Below are 12663 nucleotides of genomic sequence, written 5' to 3' on the forward strand. Positions count from 1 at the left end.
GTTACGTATACACCCCCTGGGCCGTAGAGACAAATTCCTCATTCAGCTTTTGCCCGATCTTGTTGATGATCGTATCGATGTCACCGGCATTGTTGATGTTCCCGGTAGTCACCTGCACTGTAGGCGTCAGCTCCACAAAGTTCTGAATGGCCTGAATCTCCGCCAGCTCGCGCATCATTTCAAGATCCTCACTGGAGATGTCTACGGTGTCGTTGATGGAGCCGACCTCATTTACCCTGTTCACATTGTTCAGGTTGCCGCCCTGATTGGCAAAAAGACCGGCAGTGTTCTGAATCTGTTGCCCGCTTGCTGGCGGTTTTGTTAATTTCTTGGCATCGCGCCCTTTATCAGAAAATGCACTCGAAATACTTTCGACCTTGTTGTCTGTCCATTCTTTAGCCTGTGTATAGCTGGAGTTAAAAGCATCTTTCGTATCCACATACTCTTTATGCTTCGTTTCCTGCTTAGTGATATCCTCAGGAGGCTCCAGTGTTTTGAATTCTTTACGGTACTTATCCACCAGCTCGCTGGCGGCATGGGGAACCTTCAGCCCATCCAGGTCAAGCTTGATCGTGCCGATCCCCATCTTATCGAAGAAAGGAATTTTGCTTAACGCTTCAGCCATGCCGTTGAACTTGTCAACCACCCAACGGATCGCCTCTACCATAACCTTCACAAAACCATCAGCAAAGCTCTCAACACCAACCGCCATATTATAGAGGACATCCAGCGTACCCATACCTAAGCCATATAACAATTGCTTCACAAAAAGAACAGCAGTATTAAATCCATTAACAATGCCATCCCAAACCACATAAAATCCATTTTGCAGGCCTATCCAAATATTTTGGAAAACCGCCATCAACCAGCTGAACGCCCCCGCGATAGCCCCTACAACCTGCCCCGCCGATATCCCCAGGTTCTGAAAAATTAAGATCAGACCCGCGATTACCGCAATCACGATTAGAATCGGCCAGTTCGCAGCCAGCCAGGCTGCAGCAAGCAAATATACCTGAACGATCATTGCCGCCAGATAGACAACCGCTATCGCGATAAGAATCGGCTCAATAATCGCCCAATTCTCCTGCACTACACCAACCAGCCATAATAATCCATCCACAATCATCCCGATTACATTGGCTATCACCAAAAAGCCATTTGCCAATGCGTCAATCGTTGGGGCCAGTTGGCCGGAGGTGAGCGCTTGATTCAGTGTATCCATTACAGGCCGCAGGGCCCCCAGCGCCTTTACACCGATTTTGCCCATTGCCGCATCCACATTATCATTCAGCTTGTTCCAGTCTGCAATATCTCCTGGTTTTACAGCAGCCTTGACTGCCTTCTCCCCGAAAGACTTAATCTTGTTGAACGGGGTAACCCAGTCCGCAGTCTTCAAAAAATTCAGTATCTTGGAATCTGGCTGTGGCGGCGTTGGAGGGACCGGTGGAACCGGAGGCTCTTTTTTCAAATTGATCTTGGGTGTAGGTAAGGGTTCAACTTTAATTTCAGGCTTCTTTTCTTCTTCCTTTTCCTCCTTTTTTTCTTTCTTTTCGAACCCTTTCCACCATTCCACCTCTTTGGCCTTTTCTTCTTCCTTCTTAGCCGCCTGTACGGTTGGAGAAGCATTCAGCATACGCACCCCAAGCTGCTGGGACTGACTGGCCTGCTGACTTTGTCCGACAACAATGTCTCTGGTGACCAGAATCTGCGGCGGCATTCGCTTGAAGCCTTCCAGCAGCGTATCATTAATATCCAGCAAAGATTGGTTAACTTTGTCCAAAGTGCGGTTTAATTCATCGCTGGAGCGTGTAAGTGCGGCTTGCATTCCCTTAATCGAACGATTGGCAAGATCCAGCTTGACACCAATGCGCTGGGACTGTTTATTTAACACTTTCCAGATCGCAAGCGACTTGACCGGAAGCATCACGGCTTTAGAAACATCTATTCTCATTCTTCCACCCCCTTCATCGCCTATCTCCTCTTCCCCTTGCTCCGCGACTGCTCCCGCTTCTCCTTCTCCACCCGGACAGCGATCATCGCATAGATGGCAGCCCGTTCGCGTGCGGACAGCTTCATCAGTTCATGCGGTAAAATATGCAGCTCATGGAGGGCGTAGTAGGCCAGGTTGGCCTCACCGTCGCCTCCGTTAATTAGTTTTTTACTTCTTCCACCAATTCGTTCATATCGGTGGCGAAGCCGTTGAGCGCCTGAACCCGTTCACCAAGCGCAGCGAATTCGCCGGGCAGCAGCATTTTACGCAGCAAGGCCTCTGCACCAAGCACATTATAGGAACGCTGCAGTTCCGCATTTTTCAGATCGGGGTGCACTACGCTCGAAGTCATCAACTTGGCCATGTAGTCATTGGGATCAATCTCAGAGGTATACACCCCACTTTTCCCTTTAACCTTGCGGGTAGCCGCCTTGCGGCATTCCTGGTTCTCATCCTCGGTCATGCTGCGCAGCTTCCAGGCCACGGGTTGGCCCTCTTTATCCTTAAAGCGCTGGGAAACCACAAATTCCTCCGTTGTATCACAAGCCACATTTTGCGCAAAAAACATACTTAATTCACTCATGATGATCCTCCTATAAGTTTATGGGTTTAAGTTTTACCGTACAGACAGAGAAGAGACCCGCCGCCTGCCGCGTCCGGGCCGTTCTTCCTCAGATCTGTATTTCTCTTATTACTGAAGTGCAGGGCTGCCAAAGGCCTGGGCAATCTGTACATCCTCAAAGGTAAAGCTGACTTCTTCCTCCAGAGCATCCGACTCCGTATCCAGTGAAGCCATAATCACGCTGTCCAGGTTAACACCTTTCAGAATGATCCGCTGTGCCCCGACACTCGATGAAGGATCATCATTGGTAACCTCGATATCGAAGTACTGATCCACACCTGTATGCATGTAGTCAAGCATCATTTGACGGAAACGGCTGGTCATATAAAAAATCGTCATCGTGCCGCTGCCCGACCATCCGGTCGCTTTATGCTGCACCCCCCGGCGTCCAAGTGTTTTCACTTCCGCTTTTGTTTTCTCTACGGTAGCTTCAAGTGTTTTTACATAGAACATCTCTTCTGTTTGTGTGCCAATCACAGCATAAGCCCGGCCTTCCTGGCCGGAAAGAGTATCGCTAGCCTTCAAAAATGCCATCTTAGACCACCTTCACTTTCATATATACTTTTTCTACGGAATCGACCGGTTTTACAGCCACATCCACAACGATGCTGTCACTGTCCGTACCGGCAGCAACCACAACATCCGTCTGGGCCTTAAAATCTTCAATCGCCCCGATATTCTGCAGATCATTCATATAAGTCGCACATTGCGACCAGAACATTGTCCGGCCATCTTCATTATTGGCAACCTTGCCAATGTAGTACTTTTCAAAGATAGACTTCAGATCATTTGCAATTCCATCCAGCACACGGAGTACACGGTTTTTGGAGAAGGCTCTGCCTTTATCCGGAGCATATGCCGTAAAAGTGTTGATATCCTGCTCTACCACAGCCCGGCCGCCGCTGTAAGTGAAGAGGAATTCACCGTTCAGCAGGGCATCTGTTGTCTCAGAATGGCTGAGGCGCACATCGGCGTCTACGGCATCATCATAGGCTTGATAAGTTAGAGACTCGTTTACGGCAGCAGCAGCCGAGGCACCGGCTACCCAGGCAACCGCATGCTCACCATCAATTGTAGTCCCATCGCTGAGTACTACCCCATTTTTCACACTAATAATGCCCTCATGGCCGGCAGCAGCATAATCAGACACTACAGCCTGTACCTTTTTGCCTTCCATATCCCGGAGCCGTTTCACAAAAGCGCTATACAGCGCCTTCAGTGAATTGTCCTTGGACAGCAGCCCGACGGTCTGAAACTCTTGAACTTCAAGGGCACCCAGGAAATCACTATGCGCAGCGTTCGTTACTGTACCGCCCGCTCCACCCGCAAGACGTATACCTGCCGTCAGGGTCAAGCCCTCAGTCCCGTTCTTCTGGAACGTAACATAATCGTTAGCTGCGAGTTCATCGGCGTCGCCGACAGTTTGTTTGTCCAGCTCTGTTCCAGCCAAGAGTGTTTTTACATCGAACAAAACATTATTTTCAATATTTTTTTCAATGATTACAGAGATATCATTCCCGCGCTCGCCGCCGTACTTGGCCGTAACCTGCAGACCATTATTCGTTACCGTTGCTTTCACGCCTTCATTCAATCGGTATAGCAGCACAGTGCTGGCCCGCTTCAGTGCTTCACGTACCGGCAGCAGGGTGGGATGTCCCAAATCGTAGCCAAGCAGCTTTTCAAAATCCTCCTGGGCCGTAATCTTTGTAATGACTCCCGGTGCTCCCCACGAAAGAGAAAGCGCGAGCGCTGTAATGCCGCGTGTCCCCATTTTTCCAATTGCACTCTGATTTGATGCTACATTCACGTACACCCCAGGGCGCACCTTATTTTGCGTTGTCCATGTTCCACCAGCCATTAGATAACCTCCTTATTTAAAAAGCTCTTCAGTTGCTCTCTTGCTTCTTCCAGCGTGTAGCTCTGATCCTCCAGCAAAATAACATTCAACACATCTTTTTCCCCCGGGGAAAAGTGCAGCGAGTTTACAATCTGCTTTGTGCTGAAGGCTGTATCACTAACTTCATTTGTATTCATTTCAGCCTTTCTCCTCCCGTCATATGCCTCATAGGCACCCTCTCCACTGCTGCAGTTTGCAGATAGATCATGAAATCAGCCGTAAACAACGGCCCTTTCCCTTCTGTGCCTGCCTCCCAAGCCTGTCTGATTACGCGAAAAGCCTCGCCTTCACGCTCCATTGAAGCCAAAGCTTCACTTAATCCATCAGCCATATTCTCCGCATTTAAGCGGCTGCCTTGTTCATAACGGATACCAAAACGATAGACCGCCAGATATCTGCCTTCCCGCTGCCTGTCCAGAGTTGCCGAGATTAATCCAGGCTCAAAATAAGCACCCCGCGGCTTTTCCCCGCTGACATATACCGGTAAGTCCGGAAAGTAGCGGCCAAGAGCAGCGTTGATCTGATTCCGTAATTGTTGTACAGACATATTAAGCATCCTTTCCTGACCCTGCTGGCACGGTCACCCGATGCCATTTACCTTTAAGTCCATTAATAATTAGCCCTGTATCCCCCCTTAAATTAAAAACGGATATATCCCCCTCTGCAGGAGTAATATCCGCTTTGTATTGTGGCAGGTGCCAGAAGAAGCTTTCACCGCAAAAAATCAATCATTCGTTTTTTAACGAGGCTGAATCCTCGGAGCATTCATGCTCCTGCGGTGTCCTTCTGCTTTATTTGCCATGCTAACATCATACCCCCTTTATTTCCGCATGGAGCCGGTATTAGGACGAGATTAGAGAGAACATTGAGAGGATTCCGGGCGGTTTTTAGGCGGTGATAACTTAAGTCCCTTTCGGTGGCGGCCAAGGGTATCTACCTCCCCAACAAAAAAGCTGCATCATCCCCTCGGACAATACAGCCTTCGCTTTTTATTTTGAACTTCAGTGTTCTATTTATTTTACCCTCCGCTTCCTTAATATACGCTGGGCAGTCTCCTGCTCTTCAGCTCCTCTTGCTTCATGGATGATCCGTTTTTCATTAGTGAATCGAGCGATAACAACCCCAGGTCCGTCAGCGCAAGCGCCATCTTGTAGAATGCCTTTGACCGTATTTTAACATAGGTATCCTTGCTGACCGGCGGATCAAACACATGATTGTACACGGTGTAATCATATACCTCATCTCTACGCATATAGCGTTCCCGCACGAGCTGCTGCTCCCGCTTGTCCAGCCTGTCCACTACAGAATCCAATGCAGCACAGTAGGCTCTTCTTGCGGCAGGAACATCTACGTTATGAGCGGCGATGGTCGCAGTCTGGTCAGTAATGGTATGGGTCGGACCGTGAAATCTCTCGGAGTAAGAATACGTTATCCCCGCTTCCTTCGCTTCAAAAGTAACCGTCTTAAAAATACGGTACTTCTCCAACATGCTCTCTATAGTGGTTTGAGTACGGCGGCGGTCCAGTTCAGGTAAAGAAGATAAATTCATCATCATATATACACTCCTTTGCATTTGGGCTGGTTTCGGATGATTATTGCAGAAGTTTCCTGTGAGATGTGGTAAAATTCTTCTTGTTCGTATATTGTTCGCCTTTTTCAATAATATACCACCTGATTACCAATTCCGTAAAATCCCATATAAGGCCGTTTGGAAGGAGAAATTAGCTATTATCACGATTTATCTTAGATAAACGACTTGTATTACCTTTTGGCATAATTGTTCACTTTATGTTTACCTATTGACAATAATAGCTTATATTATTATTAATAGAGCAATAGGCGATAAGGAGTGATCAACGATGGCAGAAGAATTCGGCAATTATCTGAGACAGCTTCGGGAACAAAAAGGGCTGACAATCAATCAACTGGCCTCTCTTGCGGGCATCAGCGGTGCGCAGATCTCCCGGATCGAAAACGGACGGAGAGGGGTGCCGAAACCAGCTACCTTGCGCAAGATCGCAGAGGCTGCTGATGTCCCCTATGAGGAGCTAATGGAACATGCAGGCTATTTATCCGAGGATATGCAGAGCGGTGCTGAGGATAAGGTTCCCGAATGGGCCACAAGTAAGGATAAGCGGGATTTCCGCAAAATGCTGGAGGATGACGGGGAGCTTATGTTTGACGGGATTCCCTTGAATAAAGAAGACAAACAGCGGATTAAAGATGTGCTGACCGGCCTTTTCTGGGATGCCAAGCAGATGAACAAAAGAACTATACCCAAGCACGATTCAAGCGGCGGCAAGAGTTGAATAACATCACATACATTATTATGCGCGGGTGAAGAATATGGATGAGATCATCAATAAGTTGATCAAAAAATATAAAACGAACAGCCCCTTCGAGCTCTCCAAAGCACTGGGCATTCATATTCGGTTCATGAACCTTGGACAGAGTACGAAAGGCTTGTATTACCGGAAGCTTAGACGAAGATTTATCGTGATTCATAATGAGCTTCCTTTGGAGTGGCAGCGTTTTGTTTGTGCGCATGAGCTCGGCCATGACCGCCTGCATAAAGGAATCAACCGGTTCTTTCTGGAGGAAAATTCTTATTTTTCACCTGGCAAGCTGGAACGCCAAGCTAATTTATTTGCCATCAAGCTTTTGTCATCGGGGAGTTCACCCGAACAAGAGGAGCCTTTATTGCGCTATTACCTGCGGATTGGCATCCCACCGGAAGTCATCTTTTTTTTAGATGAGTAGAGAACGTATGTTCCTCCACTCCACATGACAATCAGACTGAGATTCCGCTATTTGTCCTATCTCCCCTTATTTTAGGGCTCAAACGAACAATATAACGGCCCCTGAGTCCAAATCGGCCAGGAAAGCAGGCTTTTTCGCAAAATAAGGTCTCTGCTCAGTCCGCTTCATTCCACTGATAGCACGTAATCCTCCTACATCGTCTATATCATCTGAAGCTTCCAAGAACCCTCATGGTTTAGCATTACATAATTTCCGAACCCACAAGAAAAGGAAAGCATAATTTCCCAATACAAAAAAACTCTTACAAAAGTAAGAGTTCATTGTCAGCTCACAAGCTGAGTTATCGGGATGACACGATTTGAACATGCGACCCCCTGGTCCCAAACCAGGTGCTCTACCAAGCTGAGCTACATCCCGAAGCGTATAAAATTATGGAGCGGGTGATGGGAATCGAACCCACGCTATCAGCTTGGAAGGCTGAAGTTCTACCATTGAACTACACCCGCACAGGTGTAAAATCGGGATGACACGATTTGAACATGCGACCCCCTGGTCCCAAACCAGGTGCTCTACCAAGCTGAGCTACATCCCGTTAATATATTCCTCATAAATAAAAAATGGCGCGCCCTGAGAGATTCGAACTCCCGACCTTTTGATTCGTAGTCAAACGCTCTATCCAGCTGAGCTAAGGGCGCAAAATCAAAATTATGGAGCGGACGACGGGAATCGAACCCGCGACCCTCGCCTTGGCAAGGCGATGCTCTACCGCTGAGCCACGTCCGCAAATAAATGGTGCGCGTGAAGGGACTTGAACCCCCACGTCGTAAGACGCCAGATCCTAAGTCTGGTGCGTCTGCCATTCCGCCACACGCGCATGATACTGATAAAAGTGAGCCATGAAGGACTCGAACCTTCGACACCCTGATTAAAAGTCAGGTGCTCTACCAACTGAGCTAATGGCTCCCATTTGGCAGGGGATATAGGATTCGAACCTATGATGACGGAGTCAGAGTCCGTTGCCTTACCGCTTGGCTAATCCCCTATGATGGATACCTATAGTATGCCCACAATCACTTTCAATATGAGAACGATTATGGTGGAGGCTGAGGGGTTCGAACCCCCGACCCTCTGCTTGTAAGGCAGATGCTCTCCCAGCTGAGCTAAGCCTCCATATGTATGGTTGTCCTCAAGGGAAAATAATTGGTGACCTGTATGGGATACTCTCCACTCCGTTACGAGATTGCGAAGTATTCCTTACGAAGCCGGTGCTTCAACGAACCCCATGGATTCTCATCCCAGAATTCGAAGATGTAAATTGGTGACCCGTATGGGATTCGAACCCATGTTACCTCCGTGAAAGGGAGGTGTCTTAACCCCTTGACCAACGGGCCGCAAAAATTTGTGGAGCTCTCAACCGGATTCGAACCGGTGACCTCTTCCTTACCATGGAAGCACTCTACCTACTGAGCTATGAGAGCATGGCTCCCCGAACAGGACTCGAACCTGTGACAACTCGATTAACAGTCGAGTGCTCTACCAACTGAGCTATCAGGGAATATATGCTTGGCGGCGTCCTACTCTCCCAGGACCCTTCGGTCCAAGTACCATCGGCGCTGGAGGGCTTAACGGTCGTGTTCGGGATGGGTACGCGTGGAACCCCTCCGCTATCGCCACCAAACGGGCACTTGCGGTGCAAATGCTTCAGGAATTTGATCGCCTGAAAACTGAATCCGAAACGAAAACTGCATTTTAGTTATTTGGATAAGCCCTCGACCGATTAGTATTGGTCAGCTCCACACGTTGCCGTGCTTCCACCTCCAACCTATCTACCTCGTCGTCTTCAAGGGGTCTTACATGCTGGGAAATCTCATCTTGAGGGGGGCTTCACGCTTAGATGCTTTCAGCGCTTATCCCGTCCGTACGTAGCTACCCAGCCATGCTCCTGGCGGAACAACTGGTGCACCAGCGGTACGTCCATCCCGGTCCTCTCGTACTAAGGACAGCTCCTCTCAAATTTCCTGCGCCCACGACAGATAGGGACCGAACTGTCTCACGACGTTCTGAACCCAGCTCGCGTACCGCTTTAATGGGCGAACAGCCCAACCCTTGGGACCTACTTCAGCCCCAGGATGCGATGAGCCGACATCGAGGTGCCAAACCTCCCCGTCGATGTGGACTCTTGGGGGAGATAAGCCTGTTATCCCCAGGGTAGCTTTTATCCGTTGAGCGATGGCCCTTCCATGCGGTACCACCGGATCACTAAGTCCGACTTTCGTCCCTGCTCGACTTGTGGGTCTCGCAGTCAAGCTCCCTTCTGCCTTTGCACTCTTCGAATGATTTCCAACCATTCTGAGGGAACCTTTGAACGCCTCCGTTACTCTTTAGGAGGCGACCGCCCCAGTCAAACTGCCCGCCTGACACGGTCCCCGTACCCGCTTAGGGTACCAGGTTAGAACCTAGATACGATCAGGGTGGTATCCCAACGGCGCCTCCACCGAAGCTTGCGCTCCGGCTTCTACGGCTCCCACCTATCCTGTACAGATCGTACCCAAATTCAATATCAAGCTGCAGTAAAGCTCCATGGGGTCTTTCCGTCTTGTCGCGGGTAACCTGCATCTTCACAGGTATTAAAATTTCACCGGATCTCTCGTTGAGACAGCGCCCAAGTCGTTACGCCATTCGTGCGGGTCAGAATTTACCTGACAAGGAATTTCGCTACCTTAGGACCGTTATAGTTACGGCCGCCGTTTACTGGGGCTTCGGTTCACAGCTTCGGAGTTGCCTCCTAACCGCTCCCCTTAACCTTCCAGCACCGGGCAGGCGTCAGCCCGTATACTTCGCCTTGCGGCTTCGCACAGACCTGTGTTTTTGCTAAACAGTCGCTTGGGCCTTTTCACTGCGGCCCCCTCGGGCTATTCACCCTACCGAGGCACCCCTTCTCCCGAAGTTACGGGGTCATTTTGCCGAGTTCCTTAACGAGAGTTCTTCCGCGCGCCTTAGAATTCTCTTCTCGCCTACCTGTGTCGGTTTGCGGTACGGGCACCTTCTCCTGGCTAGAGGCTTTTCTTGGCAGTGTGAGATCATGACCTTCGCTACTGTAATTTTCGCTCCCCATCACAGCCCAGCCTTACGGTGTGCGGATTTGCCTACACACCAGCCTCACTGCTTGGACGGACATCCATCAGTCCGCGTCACTACCCTCCTGCGTCACCCCATCGCTCATAGCGGATTACGGTGGTACAGTAATTTCAAACTGTTGTCCTTCGACTACGCCTGTCGGCCTCGCCTTAGGTCCCGACTTACCCTGAGCGGACGAGCCTTCCTCAGGAAACCTTGGGCTTTCGGCGGATCAGATTCTCACTGATCTTTTCGTTACTCATACCGGCATTCTCACTTGTGTAATGTCCAGCTGTCCTTCCGGTCAACCTTCAACCCTTACACAACGCTCCCCTACCCCTGATGCAAAGCATCAAGCCATAGCTTCGGTGGTGTGTTTAGCCCCGTTACATTTTCGGCGCAGAGTCACTCGACCAGTGAGCTATTACGCACTCTTTCAATGGTGGCTGCTTCTAAGCCAACATCCTGGTTGTCTGTGCAACTCCACATCCTTTCCCACTTAACACACACTTGGGGACCTTAGCTGATGGTCTGGGCTGTTTCCCTTTTGACAATGGATCTTAGCACTCACTGTCTGACTCCCGGCAAGAAGTCCATGGCATTCGGAGTTTGACTGAGCTTGGTAACCCTTGCGGGCCCCGCACCCAATCAGTGCTCTACCTCCACGACTCCATTCACCGAGGCTAGCCCTAAAGCTATTTCGGGGAGAACCAGCTATCTCCGAGTTCGATTGGAATTTCTCCGCTACCCCCACCTCATCCCCGCACTTTTCAACGTACGTGGGTTCGGGCCTCCAGTGCGTGTTACCGCACCTTCACCCTGGACAGGGGTAGATCACACGGTTTCGGGTCTACGTCCACATACTCAATCGCCCTATTCAGACTCGCTTTCGCTGCGGCTCCGGCTTCTCACCTTAACCTTGCATGTTAAACGTAACTCGCCGGTTCATTCTACAAAAGGCACGCCATCACCCCTAAAATGGGCTCTGACTTTTTGTAAGCACACGGTTTCAGGTTCTCTTTCACTCCCCTTCCGGGGTGCTTTTCACCTTTCCCTCACGGTACTGTTTCACTATCGGTCGCCAGGTAGTATTTAGCCTTAGCAGATGGTCCTGCCGGATTCATACGGGGTTTCACGTGCCCCGCACTACTCGGGATCCGTCTCGGAGAGAAAGCTATTTGAGCTACAGGGCTTTTACCTCTATCGCGGGCCTTTCCAGACCTCTTCGCCTATAACTTTCCTTTGTAACTCCATGTGAGACGTCCCACAACCCCAAGGAGCAAGCTCCTTGGTTTAGGCTGTTCCGCGTTCGCTCGCCGCTACTGACGGAATCACTATTGTTTTCTCTTCCTCAGGGTACTTAGATGTTTCAGTTCCCCTGGTCTGCCTCTTCACACCCTATGGATTCAGATGTGAGTGACTGCGAATTACCACAGCCGGGTTTCCCCATTCGGACACCCCCGGATCAAAGCTTGCTTACAGCTCCCCGAGGCAGTTTCGTTGTTCGCCACGTCCTTCGTCGGCTCCTGGCGCCTAGGCATCCTCCGTGTGCTCTTATTAGCTTAACCATCGCGTAGATCGTTTCGCTTGTTCGCTCCGCTTGGACTCCGATCCTGTTCATGATTTACATCATTCACAAAGGGATCTCCGCCCAAAAGTCGCTGGACAATCGAAAATCTTCGCTTTCAGCATACTAATAACTATTTAAAACTTGTTCACACAAGTTTTAGCTAAAAGATGTTCTAAAACGCATTTTCGTTTCGGTATCCAGTTTTCAAGGATCAAGTTCTTGCATATACTTTTTGAAACAAGTTTGGTGGAGCCAAGCGGGATCGAACCGCTGACCTCCTGCTTGCAAGGCAGGCGCTCTCCCAGCTGAGCTATGGCCCCATACATTCACCCCAAAAAGTGAGGTGCAGCTTCGAGGTTGATTCCGAGTACTTTTCGGGGACCCCTACTTACTTATGTTGTTATATGGTGGGCCTTGGTGGACTCGAACCACCGACCTCACCCTTATCAGAGGTGCGCTCTAACCAACTGAGCTAAAAGCCCATATAACATATATAACATAAGGAAATCAATCAAAGGATTGATTGTCCGCTTGGCGGCGTCCTACTCTCCCAGGACCCTTCGGTCCAAGTACCATCGGCGCTGGAGGGCTTAACGGTCGTGTTCGGGATGGGTACGTGTGGAACCCCTCCGCTATCGCCACCAAACGTATACGAAAGAGACTTGCTCTTTCAAAACTGAACACGAGTGAGTGTTCGAACCCGAGGG

9 protein-coding genes, 14 tRNA genes and 3 rRNA genes are annotated in these 12663 nt (G+C 49.7%); 2 read left to right on the top strand and 24 right to left on the bottom strand.

Annotated features, from left to right (window positions below; translation table 11 throughout):
• Position 1: 1 nt before the first annotated feature.
• From PRIO_RS29775 to PRIO_RS29800, 7 genes are all read right to left on the bottom strand, one after another.
• Positions 2 to 1951, bottom strand: coding sequence for a phage tail tape measure protein (locus PRIO_RS29775; protein WP_020426179.1), 1950 nt, complete (start codon positions 1949 to 1951; stop codon positions 2 to 4).
• Positions 1952 to 2150: 199 nt separating this feature from the next.
• On the bottom strand, positions 2151 to 2573 hold the full coding sequence (locus PRIO_RS29780; protein WP_020426178.1) for a phage tail assembly chaperone: 423 nt from the start codon (positions 2571 to 2573) through the stop codon (positions 2151 to 2153).
• 108 nt (positions 2574 to 2681) lie between these two features.
• Positions 2682 to 3146 carry a phage tail tube protein gene (locus tag PRIO_RS29785; RefSeq protein WP_020426177.1) on the bottom strand — a complete coding sequence of 155 codons (465 nt, stop codon included), beginning with the start codon at positions 3144 to 3146 and terminating at the stop codon, positions 2682 to 2684.
• 1 nt (position 3147) lies between these two features.
• Complete coding sequence (locus PRIO_RS29790; RefSeq protein WP_020426176.1) at positions 3148 to 4470, bottom strand: phage tail sheath family protein; 1323 nt, start codon at positions 4468 to 4470, stop codon at positions 3148 to 3150.
• Positions 4470 to 4646 (bottom strand): hypothetical protein, encoded by a 177-nt coding sequence (locus PRIO_RS36315; protein WP_020426175.1) that lies wholly within the window; start codon positions 4644 to 4646, stop codon positions 4470 to 4472. Before PRIO_RS36315 ends, PRIO_RS29790 begins: the two co-directional genes overlap by 1 nt.
• The gene (locus PRIO_RS29795) at positions 4643 to 5056 is read right to left on the bottom strand and encodes a phage tail terminator family protein (RefSeq protein ID WP_141639041.1); all 414 of its coding nucleotides are present in this window, start codon (positions 5054 to 5056) and stop codon (positions 4643 to 4645) included. Before PRIO_RS29795 ends, PRIO_RS36315 begins: the two co-directional genes overlap by 4 nt.
• 486 nt (positions 5057 to 5542) lie before the next feature.
• Positions 5543 to 6058 (bottom strand): ArpU family phage packaging/lysis transcriptional regulator, encoded by a 516-nt coding sequence (locus tag PRIO_RS29800; RefSeq protein ID WP_039785527.1) that lies wholly within the window; start codon positions 6056 to 6058, stop codon positions 5543 to 5545.
• Between the two features lie 310 nt (positions 6059 to 6368).
• Between PRIO_RS29800 and PRIO_RS29805 the strand changes: the two genes are divergently transcribed.
• A complete protein-coding gene (locus tag PRIO_RS29805) occupies positions 6369 to 6818 on the top strand; it encodes a helix-turn-helix domain-containing protein (RefSeq protein WP_020426171.1) in 450 nt (149 codons plus the stop codon).
• Between the two features lie 37 nt (positions 6819 to 6855).
• A complete protein-coding gene (locus PRIO_RS29810; RefSeq protein WP_020426170.1) occupies positions 6856 to 7269 on the top strand; it encodes an ImmA/IrrE family metallo-endopeptidase in 414 nt (137 codons plus the stop codon).
• Positions 7270 to 7612: 343 nt separating this feature from the next.
• Here PRIO_RS29810 and PRIO_RS29815 read toward each other — a convergent pair.
• The 17 genes from PRIO_RS29815 to rrf (PRIO_RS29895) all read right to left on the bottom strand — a co-directional run bounded on the left by PRIO_RS29815 (position 7613) and on the right by rrf (PRIO_RS29895) (position 12602).
• A tRNA-Pro gene (locus tag PRIO_RS29815) sits at positions 7613 to 7686 on the bottom strand.
• A gap of 15 nt (positions 7687 to 7701) precedes the next feature.
• Positions 7702 to 7775, bottom strand: a tRNA-Gly gene (locus tag PRIO_RS29820).
• Positions 7776 to 7787: 12 nt separating this feature from the next.
• Positions 7788 to 7861 (bottom strand) — tRNA-Pro (locus PRIO_RS29825).
• 26 nt (positions 7862 to 7887) lie between these two features.
• Positions 7888 to 7964: transfer RNA gene (locus tag PRIO_RS29830), tRNA-Arg, on the bottom strand.
• A gap of 13 nt (positions 7965 to 7977) precedes the next feature.
• Positions 7978 to 8052, bottom strand: a tRNA-Gly gene (locus PRIO_RS29835).
• A 7-nt stretch (positions 8053 to 8059) separates the two neighbouring features.
• A tRNA-Leu gene (locus PRIO_RS29840) sits at positions 8060 to 8143 on the bottom strand.
• A 16-nt stretch (positions 8144 to 8159) separates the two neighbouring features.
• Positions 8160 to 8232 (bottom strand) — tRNA-Lys (locus PRIO_RS29845).
• Positions 8233 to 8237: 5 nt separating this feature from the next.
• Positions 8238 to 8311: transfer RNA gene (locus PRIO_RS29850), tRNA-Gln, on the bottom strand.
• 52 nt (positions 8312 to 8363) lie between these two features.
• Positions 8364 to 8439, bottom strand: a tRNA-Val gene (locus PRIO_RS29855).
• A 146-nt stretch (positions 8440 to 8585) separates the two neighbouring features.
• Positions 8586 to 8660: transfer RNA gene (locus PRIO_RS29860), tRNA-Glu, on the bottom strand.
• A gap of 11 nt (positions 8661 to 8671) precedes the next feature.
• Positions 8672 to 8747 (bottom strand) — tRNA-Thr (locus PRIO_RS29865).
• Position 8748: 1 nt separating this feature from the next.
• Positions 8749 to 8824, bottom strand: a tRNA-Asn gene (locus PRIO_RS29870).
• Positions 8825 to 8830: 6 nt separating this feature from the next.
• A 5S ribosomal RNA gene (gene rrf / locus PRIO_RS29875) occupies positions 8831 to 8947 on the bottom strand.
• Positions 8948 to 9026: 79 nt separating this feature from the next.
• A 23S ribosomal RNA gene (locus tag PRIO_RS29880) occupies positions 9027 to 11954 on the bottom strand.
• 246 nt (positions 11955 to 12200) lie between these two features.
• A tRNA-Ala gene (locus PRIO_RS29885) sits at positions 12201 to 12276 on the bottom strand.
• A gap of 85 nt (positions 12277 to 12361) precedes the next feature.
• Positions 12362 to 12438 (bottom strand) — tRNA-Ile (locus PRIO_RS29890).
• 47 nt (positions 12439 to 12485) lie between these two features.
• Positions 12486 to 12602: ribosomal RNA gene (gene rrf / locus PRIO_RS29895) — 5S ribosomal RNA — on the bottom strand.
• Positions 12603 to 12663: the final 61 nt, after the last annotated feature.

Source organism: Paenibacillus riograndensis SBR5 (genome assembly GCF_000981585.1).
Taxonomy (GTDB): Bacteria; Bacillota; Bacilli; order Paenibacillales; family Paenibacillaceae; genus Paenibacillus_AQ; species Paenibacillus_AQ riograndensis.